Below are 14,203 nucleotides of genomic sequence, written 5' to 3'. Positions count from 1 at the left end.
TCCGGCCGACCCGATCGGAGTCCCATGACCTCGCAGCACCCGACCAGTCCCGACACCACCACGTCCACGTCCGCCGCGTCCTCAGCTGCTTCCTCCGCCGGAGGGGTCGCCCGGTCCCGGGGTAAACGGGTCGTCATCATCGGCGCGGGCATCGTCGGAGCCAACCTCGCCGACGAGCTCGCCGCCCGCGGCTGGACCGACGTGACCGTCCTGGACCAGGGGCCGCTGCCGCTGACGGGCGGGTCCACCTCGCACGCGCCGGGGCTCGTCTTCCAGATCAACACCTCCCGGACCATGACGAAGCTCGCCACCTACACCGTCGCGAAGCTGACGGAGCTGGATGCCTTCGCCGCGGTCGGCGGACTCGAGGTGGCCACGACGCCCGAACGGCTCGCCGAGCTGCACCGCAAGCACGGGTGGGGCCGCTCGTGGGGCGTCGACGCGACCCTGGTGGACCCCGCCGAGGCCGGCCGCCGCTTCCCGCTGCTGGACGCGGACCGGGTCCTCGGCGCTCTGTACATCCCGTCCGACGGGCTCGCCTCGGCCGTCCGCGCGGTCGACGCGCTGATCGCCCGGGCCGGCTCGCGCGGCGTCCGGTTCGTCGGCAGCACCCGCGTGACCGGCGTGGACGTGCGCGACGGGCGGGTCCGCGGGGTGCGGGTGGCCCCTGCGGCCGGGGGAGGAGAGGACACCCTCGACGCGGACGTCGTCGTCTCCTGCGCCGGGTTCTGGGGCCCGCAGGTCGGGGACCTCGTGGGCCAGACGGTCCCGCTCGTGCCGATGGCCCACCAGTACGTCACGACGACGGCGCTGCCGGAGCTGGCGGACGTGCCGCGCGGCGCCGGACACAACAGCGTCGACGCGGTGCTGCCCATGCTGCGGCACCAGGACCGGGACCTCTACTACCGGCAGCTGCGCGACGCGGTGGGCATCGGCAGCTACGCGCACCGGCCGATGCCGGTCGCGGCGCAGGACATCCCGCGCACCGACCCCGGCGCCGTCACCCCGGGGGCCATGCCCTCGCGGCTGGACTTCACGGCGGAGGACTTCGAACCCTCGTGGAAGGAGAGCGTCGAGCTGCTGCCCGCCCTCGGCGCCGCCGGTATCGCCGACGGGTTCAACGGCATCTTCTCGTTCACGCCCGACGGCGGCTCGCTGGTGGGGGAGTCCCCGCAGGCGCGCGGCTTCTGGATGGCGGAGGCGGTGTGGGTGACCCACTCGGCGGGCGTCGCCCGGTCCGTCGCCCAGCTGCTCGTCGACGAGCACCCCGAGGTGGACCTGCACGAGCTCGACCTCGCCCGGTTCGAGGCGGTGCAGCTGGACGAGGCGTACGTGCTCGAGACCGCGTCGCAGAACTTCGTCGAGGTGTACGACATCATCCACCCGCTCCAGCCGCGCCTCTCCCCGCGCGACCTGCGGCTCTCCCCGTTCCACTCGCGGCAGGTGGAGCTCGGGGCCGTCTTCCTCGAGTCCGGCGGCTGGGAGCGGCCGCACTGGTACGAGGCGAATGCCCCGCTCGTCGACGCCCTGCCGGAGGACTGGACGCCCCGCGCACGCGACCCGTGGTCGGCGCGCTTCCACTCGCCGATCGCCGCGGCCGAGGCGTACGCGACCCGCACGGCGCTCGCGATGTACGACATGACGCCGCTGAAGCGGGTCGAAGTCGCCGGACCCGGGGCGCTGCCGCTGCTGCAGCACCTGACCAGCGGCAAGGTCGACAAGTCGGTCGGCGCGGTCACGTACTGCCTCGCGCTCGACGGCACCGGCGGCATCCGTTCCGACCTCACCGTCGCCCGGATCGAGGACGAGCTGTTCCAGGTCGGCGCCAACGGCGGCATCGACGTGGACCTGCTGGTCAAGGCCGCCGACGACGCGCTCGCCGCGGGCGGCGCGCCCGTCACCGTCACCGACATCACCGACACGACGTGCTGCGTCGGGTTCTGGGGGCCGAACGCCCGGGAGGCGCTCGCGACTCTGACGGACGCGGACCTGACCGACGAGGGCCTGCGCTACTTCCGGGGGGCGACCATCGAGATCGCCGGCATCCGGGTCCGCGCGCTCCGTCTCTCCTACGTCGGGGAACTCGGCTGGGAGCTCTACGCCGCCACCGAGGACGGACTGGCCCTGTGGGACGCGCTCTGGGCCGCCGGCCGTCCGCACGGCGTCGTGGCCGCGGGGAGGGCCGCGTTCAACGCCCTGCGCCTGGAGAAGGGCTTCCGCTCATGGGGCACCGACATGACGACCGAGCACGGGCCGGAGGCGGCCGGTCTGGCCTTCGCGCTCAGCCCCACGACGCCGGTCGACTACGTCGGGCGTGCGGCCGCCGCGCAGCGGTCCGACCCGAACCGGCTGACCTGCCTGACCGTCGACGACGGGACGAGCGTGCCGATGGGCAAGGAGCCCGTGCTCGTGGACGGCGCACCGGCGGGGTACGTCACGAGTGCCGCCTTCGGGTACACGGTCGGCCGCCCCGTCGCCTACGCGTGGCTGCCGGCCGGGCTCGCCGAGGGGGATGCGGTGACCATCGAGTACTTCGGCCGACCCGTCGCCGCGACCGTCACGGCCGAGCCGCTCGTGGACCCGGCGGGGGAGCGGATGCGCGGCTGAGCGGCCTCGCCCTCCGCGCGGGGCCGCTCAGAGCGACGTGCGGACCACGGTCTCGAAGTGGGTGACGTGCTGTTCGGCGAGGCGGCCGGCCGCCTCGGCGTCGGCGTCGAGGATGGCCCGCAGCAGGTCCGCGTGCTCGGACACGTTCGCCGTCATGGACGGGATGCGGTCCAGCACGTAGTTCCACAGCCGCAGCGCGACGTCGAAGTAGTGGCTGAGCGTGTCCTCGAGGTAGGAATTGCGCATCACGGCCCAGATCACCTGGTGCACCTCCCGGTCGAACGCGAGCGCCTGCGCGGTCGGCACGTCCGCGGCCGCCGAGACGCGGTCCAGCAGGTCGACGATCCGGGCGCGGTCCGCCTCGCCCAGCCGGTCCGCGGCGGTGCGAGCGGCGAAGGCCTCCATGACGCGGCGGGCGTCCGAGATGGCGCGCAGGTCCAGCAGGGACACCTCGGAGACGATGGTCCCGCGCCGCGGGTAGACCTGGACCATCCGTTCGGCCTCGAGCCGTTTGACCGCCTCCCGCATGGGGGTGCGGCCGACGCCCAGCTCACCGCGCAGCCGGTCCTCGTCCAGCGCGGTGCCGGGCGGCAGGCGCAGGTCGATGATGCGGGCGCGCAGCTCGTGGTACGCGTGCTCGGCCATGGAGCCGGCCGGTGAGGGGGACATCCGGACCTCCGTGGACGCAGTGAGTGGTGCAGACAGGTGGTGACAGTGGTACAGAAGTCCACCGTACGCTGATATGTCTGTCGGCCCCGCGGAACGCCGATGTGTTCGCACGGATGCGCACTGCGTCGAGTGGACGGCAGATGCGCTTGCGGGGCCGGTGACGGCACGTCGTCCGTCCACTCGGCGTCACGGTCGCGTCGAGTGGGCGGTAGATGCGTTCGCGGGGCCGGTGACGGAACATCGTCCGTCCACTCGGCGTCACGGTCACGTCGAGTGGGCGGTAGATGCGTTCGCGGGGCCGGTGACGGCACATCGTCCGTCCACTCGGCGATCCACAGCACGATCCCCCGAGCGAACGAGGCGTCAGATGCCGGCGGCGCCGAAGAGCAGGCCGAGCACGTACGTGACCAGGGCCGCCCCGTAGCCGATGGCCAGCTGGCGCAGGCCGCGCAGCAGCGGGGAGGCGCCCGAGAGCAGGCCCGTGATGCTGCCGGTGACCAGCAGGGCGAGGCCGACGAGGACGGCCGCGCTGACGAGGGCGGCGAGGCCGGTCAGGCCGATCAGGTAGGGCAGGATCGGGATGAGGGCGCCCGTGGCGAAGAGGAAGAACGACGACGTGGCCGCCGACCAGGCCGAGCCCAGGGCCTGCAGGTCCTCGGTCGGCAGGTGGGCCGGATGGGCGGACCGCGACGGGTCGCAGTCGCAGGCGTGGGCCCCGAGCCGCTCGGCCGCCCGGTGCTGGGCGTCCTCGGCGCTCATCCCGCGCGCCCGGTAGACGAGCTCGAGCTCGTTGGCGTCGATGTCGAGGTAGGGGGCGGCCTCGAGGGTGACCTGGGTGGGCCGGGAGGCCAGGAGCAGTTCGCGCTGGGACTTGACGGAGACGTACTCGCCCGCGGCCATGGACAGCGCGCCGGCGAGCAGGCCCGCGACACCGGTGGCGAGCACGACGCCGTTCTCGACGCCGGTGGCCCCGATGCCCATGATGAGGGCGAGGTTGGAGACGAGCCCGTCGTTCATCCCGAAGACGGCGGCCCGGAACGAGCCGGAGAGCTTGGCGCGGCCGCGGGTCGCGAGCGCCCGGACCACCTCGCCGTGCACCTTCTCGTCCGCGGCCATCGTGTCCGTCGCGTGCTTGTCCGACTCGTAGGGGGAGCGGGCCTCGGCGTTCTGGACGAGGGCGAGGACGAAGACCAACCCGAGGTGGCGGGCCAGGAAGCCGAGCAGCCGGGACCGCAGCGAGGGCCGCACCGTGCGTCCTGCCCGGTCGCCCAGCAATCCGGCCCAGTGGTCGGCGTGCCGTTGTTCGGCGGTGGACAGGCCGAGGAGGATGTCCCGCTCCTCACCCTGCCGGCGCGCCGCGAGGTCGCGGTAGAGCGCCCCCTCGGCACGCTCCTCGGCGAGGTAGCGGCGCCACCGCCGCACGTCCTGCGCGGTCGCCCCGGCGGTGGGGAGACGGTCGCTGCGGGAGACGTGGTCGGACGGGTGGGAGGCTCGGTTCGGCACCGCAGAATTCTACGCGGGCTCCGGCGGCGGCGGTCGGGTCTGTGGGCGACGTCATGGCCGGTGGGGCAGCTGGGTGCTTCCGCGCCCGGCGTGTACCTTGAGGCCATTCCCGGGACGAGCCGGGATCCGTCACGCCGACGGGTGCGTCGAAGGGATCGATGAGATGAAGAAACTGCCGGTGGCGCCGAGCAGCGCACCCGTGCTGATCGGGGCACGGTTGCGGGCGGTGCGGCAGCGGCAGCGACTCACCATCGAGGAGGTCGCCGCGGCGACGGGCCTGACGAAGGGGTTCCTCAGCCGGGTCGAGCGCGACCTGACCTCGCCCAGCGTCAGCTCCCTGGTCACCGTCTGCCAGGTGCTCTCCATCCCCGTCGGCGACCTCTTCACGACGCCGCGGACCCATCACGTGCGGCTCGCCGACGCGCCGCGCATCTCGCTGGGCGGTGAGGGCATCGCCGAGCGGCTGCTGACCGACCGCGCCGAACGGAGGGTGCAGATCCTGCACGCGACCATCGTCGGGCACGGCCGCGGCGAGGCGGAGCTCTACGCGGTGGACTGCGACCTCGACGTCATCCACGTCGTCCGCGGGCGGCTCGTGCTCGTGCTGACGGACCGGCAGGTGGAGCTCGACGAGGGCGACACCTATTCCTTCCCGGGCCGGGAACCGCACAGCTGGTACAACCCGGACCCGGCCGAGGCCGTCGTCACCTTCACCCTGGTCCCTGCCGCCACCTGAGCCGCCGCCACCTGAGCCGCCGCCTCCTGACGGCGGGAGACCTTTCGCAACGACGGACCCCGCCGGGTCCGTGGCCGGAGAACGGCCGCGGACCCGGCGGGGTCCTGATCGTGAGGGGTCGTGATCGTGCGGGTGCCGGACGTCAGTGCGTCGGCCGGTCCGCGGCGTCGACCGAGGAGGAGCCGGCGACGGTGTCCGACCCGGCCGGCGCCGTCGTCCGCAGCGTCGCGGTGCGCGGATCCGCCGCGGCGTCGAAGAAGCCGCGGCCCGCGCGGCGCTCGTCCCATGCCGCGAGCACCGGTGCCGCCGTCGCCCGGCTGAGCAGGGACACCACGACGTAGCTGACCGCCGAGGCGATCAGGCCGTAGTAGATCGGCTCGTTCGCGTAGACGCCGTCCAGCGGCACCGCGGCGTTGATCTCGAGGATCGTCATGGTGCCGAGCGTGACCACGGTGCCGACGACCATCGAGACGGCCGCACCCGTGCCGGTGCCGCGGCGGAACACGAGGCCGCCGAGGATCGCGACGAGCAGGCCGCCGACGAGGATGTCGTAGGCGATGGTCAGCAGGGCGACCACGACGCCCGTCGTGCTCTCACCGAGCGACAGCAGGCACGAGATCGTGATGACGACCACCCCGATCACGAGTATCCACATCCGGTTGCCGCGCACGTCGTGCTCCGGGTCCGCCGTCGCGTCCACCTCGACGCGCTTGCCGAACCAGCTGGCCACGAACGGGACGACGTCGGTTCGGGCCACCGTCGCGGCGGCGATGAGGGCGCCGGACGCGGTGGACATCATCGCGGCGACGGCCGCGGCGAGCACGATGCCGCCGATGCCGATGGGCAGGATGTTCTGCGCGACCTCGGCGTACACGTCGTCACGGACCTTGATCGGCCCGAGCGCGACCTTGGCGGCCATGCCGATCAGAGCGCCGGCGACGCCGTAGAGCACGCAGTAGATGCCGGCGGTCGTGCCGCCCCAGCGGGCGACGACCGGGGTGCGGGCGGTGAAGACGCGCTGCCAGATGTCCTGGCCGATGAGCAGGCCGAACGTGTAGACGACGAACTGGGTGATGATCCATTGCACGCCCGCGCCGTCCCAGGAGAAGAAGGACGCCTCGAGGCGGGCCGACATCCCACTGAACCCGCCCGCGGCGTTGAGAGCGAACGGCAGCATGAGGAAGAAGACGCCGATGGTCTTGATGACGAACTGCACCTGGTCGGCCAGGGTGATCGACCACATGCCGCCGATCGTCGAGTAGATCAGCACGACGACGCCGCCGACGGCGATCGCGAGCCAGCGGTCCCAGCCGAACAGCACGACGAAGATCGTGGCGTAGGCGCTCGTGGACGTGGCGCAGAGCATCACGGTGTAGGCGAGCATGACGATCGAGGACGTCTGCGTGGCGACGCGGGAGCCGTAGCGCAGCTCGAGCATCTGGGAGACGGTGTAGACGCGCAGCCGCTGGATCGCGGGGGCGAACAGCAGGCTGAGCAGGATGACGCCGGTGCCGATGGCGACGACGAGCCACATGCCCGAGATGCCGTACTTGTAGCCCAGGCCCACGCCGCCGACGGTCGAGGCGCCGCCGAGGACGACGGCGGCCATGGTGCCGGTGTAGAGGAAGGGGCCCAGGCGCCGGCCGGCGACGAGGAAGTCCGAGCTGGTGCGGGTGCGGCGGCGGCCCCAGAACCCGAACGCCAGCATGGCGATCAGGTAGAGGACGACGATGGCGATGTTCATGAAGGCTCCGGAGGACGGGGGCCGGACGACGGCCCGAGGGATCGTGCGGGGGTCGAGGGGGTCGGAGGGTGCGAGGATGCGACCACGATCGAGGTGACCCCACGATGACACTGCGGGGGTTTCCGCGTCGTGTCGCTCGTGTAAATTCGCTCTTGGTGCAACGATTGTTACCCAGCACACAACTCTTCGTCCACTGCTGCGGGTGATTCACCCGGCCGCGGCGGAGGCGACGGACGTCCAGGAGGCATGCCATGAACCCGGAACGCGTGATCGAGAACGGCAACGTCGGGCCGGTGAACGCGGCCCTCGTGCCCCGGTACGCCGGGCCCGCCACGTTCGCGCGGTTGCCGCGCCTGGACGAGCTGCCCGGCGGGACGGGAAGCGCCGACATCGTCGTCACCGGCATCCCCTTCGACACGGGCGTCTCCTACCGGCCCGGGGCCCGCTTCGGCGCGAACCACGTGCGGGAGTCCTCCCGGCTGCTGCGGCCCTTCAACCCGGCGCAGAACGTCTCGCCGTTCGCCGCGACGCAGGTGGCCGACGCCGGTGACCTCGCGGTCAACCCGTTCGACATCGAGGCCGCCCTGCAGACGGTGGACGAGGGCGTCACCGCGCTGATGGAGGACGGCGCCCGCGTCGTCACGATCGGCGGGGACCACACCGTCGCCCTGCCGCTGCTGCGGGCCAACGCGCGCCGCCACGGTCCCGTGGCCCTGCTGCACTTCGACGCGCACCTGGACACGTGGGACACCTACTTCGGGGCGGCCTACACGCACGGCACCCCGTTCCGGCGCGCGTTCGAGGAGGGCATCATCGACACCGATGCGCTCTGCCACGTGGGCACCCGCGGCCCGCTGTACGGGACGGCGGACCTCGACGACGACGCGCGCTTCGGCTTCGGCATTGTCACGAGCGCCGACGTGTTCCGGCTCGGCGTCGACGCCGTCGTCGCCCTGCTGCGCGAGCGGGTCGGCGACCGCCCGCTGTACGTCTCCGTCGACATCGACGTCCTCGACCCGGCGCACGCGCCCGGCACCGGCACCCCCGAGGCCGGCGGCATGACCAGCCGCGAACTGCTCGAGATCATCCGCGGCCTGCGGGGCATGAACCTCGTCGGCGCCGACGTCGTCGAGGTCAGCCCGCCCTACGACCACGCGGAGCTGACCGGTGTCGCCGCCGCGCACGTCGTCTACGACCTGATCAGCGTGATGGCCCTCGGTGCCGGTGCGGCCCCGGGCGGCCCGGCGTACGGGGAGTCGGGCACCAGCTATGGCGACTGAGACCCTCGGAACCACCACCGGATCGAGGCCGCGTCGCAACGGCGGCGACCTCGTCGTCGAGACCCTCGCCGCTCTCGGCGCGCGCACGGTGTTCGGCATCCCCGGCCAGCACGCCCTCGGCCTCTTCGACGCCCTGAGCCGATCGGACCTGAGCTTCGTCTCCTCGCGCGTGGAGAACAACGCCGCCTTCGCCGCGGACGGCTACGCCCGGGCCACCGGAGAGGTCGGCGTCCTGTTCCTCTCGACCGGTCCCGGCGCGTTGACCTCCCTCGCGGGCCTGCAGGAGGCGTACGCGACGGGCGTGCCGATGATCGTCGTCGCGAGTCAGATCCCGCTCGCGGGGCTCGGCGCACGACGCAAGGGCATGCTGCACCAGCTCGACGACCAGAAGGCCTCGGCCGCGAACGTCACCAAGAGCCAGCGCACCGTCCACCACGCCTCGGGCATCCCCTCGGCCATCCAGGACGCCTTCAGCGACGCGCTGACCGTGCCGCACGGGCCGGTGTGGGTCGAGATCCCGCAGGACGTGCTGCTCAACGAGGTGTTCGTCCCTCCCGTGCACGACGCGCTCGCCGAGGTGCTCGAACAGCCCGCCCGCACCGAACTGGTGGACGAGGCCGTGCACTGGCTCACGGACGCGCAGCGGCCGGTGATCGTCGCCGGTGGCGGGGTGCGCCGGGCCGGCGCGGAGGCGGAGCTGCTGGCCGTCGCCGAGGCGCTGCGCGCGCCCGTGGTGTGCGCTCCGGGCGGCAAGGGCGCCTTCCCGTGGGACCACGCGCTGTCCCTGCAGTCCTGGGTGGAGGACCGGCACGTCACCGAGGTGCTCGAGGACGCCGACGTGCTGCTCGTCGTCGGCTCGTCGCTCGGCGAGGTGACGAGCAACTACTTCTCGCTCGAACCGCGGGGCCGGCTCATCCAGGTCGACGCCGAGCCGCGGGTGCTCGAGTCCAACCGGCCGGCCCTGGGCGTACGGGCCGACGCCCGGCTCGCGCTCGCGCAGCTGGCCGGCCAGCTCCCGGCCCGGCAACCGGACGGCCGTGCCGAGGAGACCGTGCGCCGCACCCTGGAAGCGGTCGGGCAGCGGCTCGACGCGCAGGACCTCGACCTCGAGCAGGGCTTCATGGCCGGGATCCGGGACGCCGTCCCGGACGACGCGCAGACCTTCTGGGACATGACGATCGCCGCCTACTGGGCGTGGTCCTGCTGGGACGCCCGCGCCGGGCAGTTCCACTCCGCGCAGGGCGCCGGGGGCCTGGGCTACGGCTTCCCGGCCGGCATCGGCGGGGCGATCGGCACCGGCCGGCGCGTGCTCGCCGTCTCGGGCGACGGCTCGGCGATGTACTCGATCGCCGAGCTCGCCACCGCGGTGCAGCACCGCGCGCCCGTCACCTGGCTGATCGTCGACGACGGCGGGTACGGCATCCTGCGCGAGTACATGCAGGACGCGTTCGGCAAGGCCACCGCCACCGAGCTGGCCCGCCCGGACTTCGTCGCGCTCGCGGAGGCGTTCGGGGTGCCCGCCGAGCGGGTGTCGCCGGACCAGGTGGGCGACGCGCTGCGCCGGGCCTGGCAGGCCGAGGGCCCGAACGTCGTCGTGGTCGAGACGCTGCTGCGCATGTTCGCCCCGACGCACCTGCCCGAGGACGGCGACTGAGGGGACCGACGAGCTGACGTGCCGGCGACGCCGGCTCAGGCCGCGACGTCGGCCAGTTGCGCCGGCGTCATCGCGCCGAGCCGCCCGTCGACCATCTGCCACGCGCTGTCCATCCGCGGCAGGATGCGGGTCTCGTGCGTGACGAGCAGTGTCGCCGTGTCGTACCGGGCGGTCAGCTCGAGGATGAGGTCGATGATCTGGGCGCTGCGCTCGCGGTCCAGGGCGCTGGTCGGCTCGTCGACGACGAGGACGGCCGGGTCGTTCATCAGGGCGCGGGCCACGTTGACCCGCTGCCGCTGACCACCCGAGAGCTGCGCCGGCCGCTTGCCGGCGTGCTCGGCGAGGCCGACCGCGTCGAGCAGGTCCATCGCCCGGGTCCGGACCGCGGCCCGGGCCGGGCGGCGGGACCGCGACGTCGTCAGCTCGTTCATCACCTGGAGCTGCTCGACCGCGGTCAGGGACGGCAGCAGGTTGGCCTGCTGGAACACCAGGCCGATCCGCGAGCGCCGCAGCTCGGTGCGGGCAGCCAGGTCGAGCCCGGTCGCGTCGACGCCGTCGATGGACACGGTGCCCGTGTCGGGGGCGATGAGCGTCGAGGCGAGGGCGAGCAGGCTCGACTTGCCGGAGCCGGACGGGCCGGTGATCCCGGCGGCGGTGCCGGCCGCGACGGTCAGGCTCACGTCGTCGACGGCGGTGACGACGCCGTCGCCGTCGGGGAAGGTCAGGGTCAGGTGGGTCAGGTCGATCATCGGGCACTCCCCAGGGCGATCAGCGGGTCGGTTCGGGTGACGGAACGGGTGGCGACGGCGGCGCCGGCGAGGCCGAGCACCGTCATCGCGAGGGCGGGCAGCACGGTCGTGACCGGGCTGAGCAGGAACGGCAGGGCCGAGCCGGCGGCGATCCCGCCGAGGACGGTGATGCCGAGGCCGAGGCCGATGCTGACGAGAAGCACCAGCAGCGCCTGGCCGAGGGCGTCGGTGACGAGCATCCGCGGGCTGGCGCCGAGCGCGGTGAGGACGGCGACGTCGCCGCGCCGCTGGATCGACCACACCGTGAAGAAGGCGCCGACCACCAGGGCGGAGATGCCGAACAGCAGGCTCACCATGAGCAGCAGCGAGCCCACCTCGGAGCGGAACGTCGACAGAGCGGTCAGCGAGCCGAGCACCGTGGTCGAGGTGGTGCCCGCGGCCGCGTCGGCGGCGGTCGCGTCGATGCCCGTGCCGTGCACGAGCAGGACGGTGCCGAGGGCATTCGTCGTGCCGCCCGCGCCGGGGCGGTTCCCGGTGCCGGCCGCGGCCAGGCCCCGCCAGTCCGAGGCGGCGAGGGAGACGACGGGCTGGTGCGAGTACCAGCGCTCGGGCCCGACCGTCGCCACGGTGAAGGAGCGGCCCGCGATGGTCACGGCGTCCCCGGCGGCGACGTCGAGCTTCTGCGCGGTCTGCGCGGGGAGCGCGACGTGGCCGGGGGTGAGGCCGGTGTCGGTGCCGCCGAAGAGGGCGACCGCCTCGGTCCGGTCCCCGGCAGCCGCCCGGGCCGCGGAGATGCCCAGCGGCTCGACGGCGGTGACGCCGGGCCGGTTCCGCCAGGTGTCGGCCTGGGCGGCCGTCACGGTCGAGTCGGAGTAGCTCGCCCTCCCGTCGGCGTCGGGCGTGAAGACGACGCGGTCGGCGGACAGCGCGGTGATCGCGGAGATGTTCTGCTGGACCAGGCCGCCGGTCAGGCCGCTGAGGAAGGTGACGAGCACGGTGATGAGGGTGACCACTGCGCCGATGAGCAGGAAGCGTCCTCGGGCGGCTCTGAGGTCGCGCCACGCGACGAACATGAGGATCCTTTCGGTCCGGCGGTGCCGGACGGGTGGTGCGGCGTCCGTGCCGGACACCGCGGTGGTGAGGTGCTTCCAGCCTCCCGCTCGGAGGGGGTCCTGGACATCGTGCGGACGGGCGCTTCGCGGAGGCCCTTCGGAGGAGGCACGACTCCACCTTTCGGACGATGCCCGCGATGCCCCCGGGCGGGTAGGTTCGGTCGATATGGACGGATCCGTGATCGATCGATGACGTCCCGCGCACACACCGGTCTGTCCCTGACGGGCGTCTCCGTGGCCGTGACCGTCGCCCTGCACGTGCTCGTCGCCGTGCTGTGCGCGGTCGTCGCGGTCAACGCCCGGGCGTCCGGGTTCCCGCTCGCGATCGTCGTGCTGTGCCTGACCGTCGTCTTCCTCGGGCTGTGGTTCACCGGCGCCTCGATCGGGCGCGCGTGGGGTGCCGCACCCGATGCCGTCCTCGCGTCCGGTACTCGGCGGGGCCTGCGCCCGGGTGCTGCCGCGCTGATCTGGCTGGCCGCCCTGGTGGTCGTGTGGCTGCTGCTGATCGTGGTCAGCGACGCGGCGCTGTACCTCGTCTTCCCCCTGTTCTTCGTCATGCTGCACCTGCTGCCCGGGGTGCGCGGGGTCCTCGCGGTCGCCGCGGCCACGGTCGTCGCGATCGTCGTGTTCGCCGTGCGCCGGCCGGACGCGGGCTTCGCCGGGGTGCTCGGGCCGCTGATCGGGGCGGCCCTCGCCGTCGTCATCGCCCACGCCTACCGCGCCCTGACGGCCGAGATCCGCGAGCGCCAGCGGCTCATCGACGACCTGACGGCCACCCGGAGCGCGCTCGCCACCGCCGAGCGGGACGCGGGGGCTTCGGAGGAGCGTGCCCGGCTCGCCCGGGAGATCCACGACACCGTCTCGCAGTCCCTCTCGAGCATCATCCTGCTGCTGCACGCGGCCGACCGGGCGCCGGAGCCGGCCCGCGCCGAGCGCGTGGCGCAGGCGCGGGAGGCGGCGCAGGACGCGCTGGCCGAGACCCGGCAGTTCATCGCCGCGCTGCAGCCGGCCGCGCTGCACGGCCGTGGGGTGGCCTCGGCGCTGACGCGGCTCGCCGAGCGGACGCGGGCGGAGACCGGCCTCGCCGTGACGCTGACCCTGCCGCCGGACCTGGCCGAGCTGGGCGGGGTGCCGACGCCCGTCGAGGTGGGCCTGCTGCGGGTCGCCCAGAACGCCGTCGCCAACGTCGTCCAGCACGCGCACGCGAGCCGGCTCGACATCACCCTGAGCGCGCTGGAGGGGCAGATCGTGCTCGACGTCGTGGACGACGGGGTCGGGTTCGACGTGGAGGCGGTCCTCGGGGCGGACACCGGCGCCGCCGGTGAGCCCGGTGAACGCGTGTCCTTCGGGCTGCGCGGGGTCCGGGACCGGGTGGGTACGCTCGGCGGGGAGTTCGTCGTCGAGAGCGAACCCGGGCAGGGAACCAGCGTGGTGGCGGTGTTCGACGTCGACAGCCCGTCGGAGGAGGTGCCGTCATGAGCCTGCGCGTGCTGATCGCGGACGATCACCCGGTGATCCGCGCCGGACTGGCGGCCCTCTTCGACTCGGAGCCGGACATCACGGTGGCCGCAGCCGTCGGGACCACCGCGGCGGCGCTGGACACTGCCCGCGAGCTCGCTCCCGACGTCGTGCTGATGGACCTGCAGTTCGACCACCGCTTCGAGGGCGCCGACGCCACGCGGGAGCTGCGCGCGCTGCCCGAGCCGCCGGCCGTGCTCGTGCTGACCAACTTCGACACGGACAGCGACATCGTCTCGGCGATCGAGGCCGGTGCGGCCGGGTATCTGCTCAAGGACGCGCCGCCCGCGGAGATCGTCGCCGCGGTCCGTGCGGCCGCCGTCGGGCAGACCGCGCTCGCCCCGGCGGTCGCCTCCCGGTTGCTGACCCGGATGCGGCAGCGGCCGACCGCGCTGAGCGCCCGGGAACTGGAGGTGCTCGACCTCGTCGCCGGTGGCCGCAGCAACACCGAGATCGCCCGGGCGCTGCACGTGAGCGAGACGACGGTCAAGTCCCACCTCGCGCACATCTACCCGAAGCTGGGCGTCAACTCGCGGACGGCCGCGGTGGCTGCCGCCCGGCAGGCCGGCTACCTGCGGCGCGGCTGACGGCGTATTGCCAGCCGCGCCCACTGGTGGCCGGTGCCGCGGCG

11 protein-coding genes are annotated in these 14,203 nt (G+C 73.4%); 6 read left to right on the top strand and 5 right to left on the bottom strand.

The genetic code is table 11. The features are described 5' to 3' along the window. Nucleotides 1-24 precede the first annotated feature (24 nt). Complete coding sequence (locus V6N00_RS12145; protein ID WP_334232668.1) at nt 25-2,607, top strand: GcvT family protein; 2,583 nt, start codon at nt 25-27, stop codon at nt 2,605-2,607. 27 nt (nt 2,608-2,634) lie between these two features. On the opposite strand, the gene V6N00_RS12140 is transcribed toward V6N00_RS12145, so the two are convergent. Both V6N00_RS12140 and V6N00_RS12135 read right to left on the bottom strand, forming a co-directional pair. After that, the gene (locus V6N00_RS12140) at nt 2,635-3,276 is read right to left on the bottom strand and encodes a GntR family transcriptional regulator (protein WP_334232667.1); all 642 of its coding nucleotides are present in this window, start codon (nt 3,274-3,276) and stop codon (nt 2,635-2,637) included. Nucleotides 3,277-3,639: 363 nt separating this feature from the next. Then, nucleotides 3,640-4,779: a VIT1/CCC1 transporter family protein gene (locus V6N00_RS12135; protein WP_416385083.1), complete on the bottom strand. Its 1,140-nt coding sequence runs from the start codon at nt 4,777-4,779 to the stop codon at nt 3,640-3,642. A gap of 163 nt (nt 4,780-4,942) precedes the next feature. Here V6N00_RS12135 and V6N00_RS12130 point away from each other — a divergent pair, with 163 nt between their 5' ends. After that, nucleotides 4,943-5,515, top strand: coding sequence for a helix-turn-helix domain-containing protein (locus V6N00_RS12130; RefSeq protein WP_334232665.1), 573 nt, complete (start codon nt 4,943-4,945; stop codon nt 5,513-5,515). 142 nt (nt 5,516-5,657) lie between these two features. Here the strand turns inward: V6N00_RS12130 and V6N00_RS12125 are convergent, their stop codons facing one another. Beyond that, on the bottom strand, nt 5,658-7,259 hold the full coding sequence (locus V6N00_RS12125) for a sodium:solute symporter family protein (protein WP_334232664.1): 1,602 nt from the start codon (nt 7,257-7,259) through the stop codon (nt 5,658-5,660). 251 nt (nt 7,260-7,510) lie between these two features. On the opposite strand from V6N00_RS12125, the gene speB reads away from it, so the two are divergent. Both speB and V6N00_RS12115 read left to right on the top strand, forming a co-directional pair. Next, a complete protein-coding gene (speB, locus tag V6N00_RS12120) occupies nt 7,511-8,539 on the top strand; it encodes an agmatinase (protein WP_334232663.1) in 1,029 nt (342 codons plus the stop codon). Then, a complete protein-coding gene (locus V6N00_RS12115; protein ID WP_334232661.1) occupies nt 8,529-10,193 on the top strand; it encodes a thiamine pyrophosphate-binding protein in 1,665 nt (554 codons plus the stop codon). Before speB ends, V6N00_RS12115 begins: the two co-directional genes overlap by 11 nt. Nucleotides 10,194-10,228: 35 nt before the next feature. Here V6N00_RS12115 and V6N00_RS12110 read toward each other — a convergent pair whose 3' ends face one another. Both V6N00_RS12110 and V6N00_RS12105 read right to left on the bottom strand, forming a co-directional pair. Next, nucleotides 10,229-10,942: an ABC transporter ATP-binding protein gene (locus tag V6N00_RS12110; RefSeq protein WP_334232659.1), complete on the bottom strand. Its 714-nt coding sequence runs from the start codon at nt 10,940-10,942 to the stop codon at nt 10,229-10,231. Further along, nucleotides 10,939-12,015 carry an ABC transporter permease gene (locus tag V6N00_RS12105; RefSeq protein WP_334232657.1) on the bottom strand — a complete coding sequence of 359 codons (1,077 nt, stop codon included), beginning with the start codon at nt 12,013-12,015 and terminating at the stop codon, nt 10,939-10,941. The genes V6N00_RS12110 and V6N00_RS12105 overlap by 4 nt, the downstream gene beginning before the upstream one ends. Before the next feature lie 228 nt (nt 12,016-12,243). Here V6N00_RS12105 and V6N00_RS12100 point away from each other — a divergent pair, with 228 nt between their 5' ends. After that, entirely contained in the window at nt 12,244-13,533 is a 1,290-nt protein-coding gene (locus V6N00_RS12100; RefSeq protein WP_334232655.1) for a sensor histidine kinase, read from the top strand. Beyond that, a complete protein-coding gene (locus V6N00_RS12095) occupies nt 13,530-14,159 on the top strand; it encodes a response regulator transcription factor (RefSeq protein ID WP_334232653.1) in 630 nt (209 codons plus the stop codon). Before V6N00_RS12100 ends, V6N00_RS12095 begins: the two co-directional genes overlap by 4 nt. The last annotated feature ends 44 nt before the right edge of the window (nt 14,160-14,203 follow it).

This window comes from Tersicoccus mangrovi, from assembly GCF_036881825.1.
Lineage (GTDB): Bacteria > Actinomycetota > Actinomycetes > Actinomycetales > Micrococcaceae > Tersicoccus > Tersicoccus mangrovi.
Note: the sequence above shows the minus strand (reverse complement) of the source record. Positions and strands in the feature narration are given on the sequence as shown.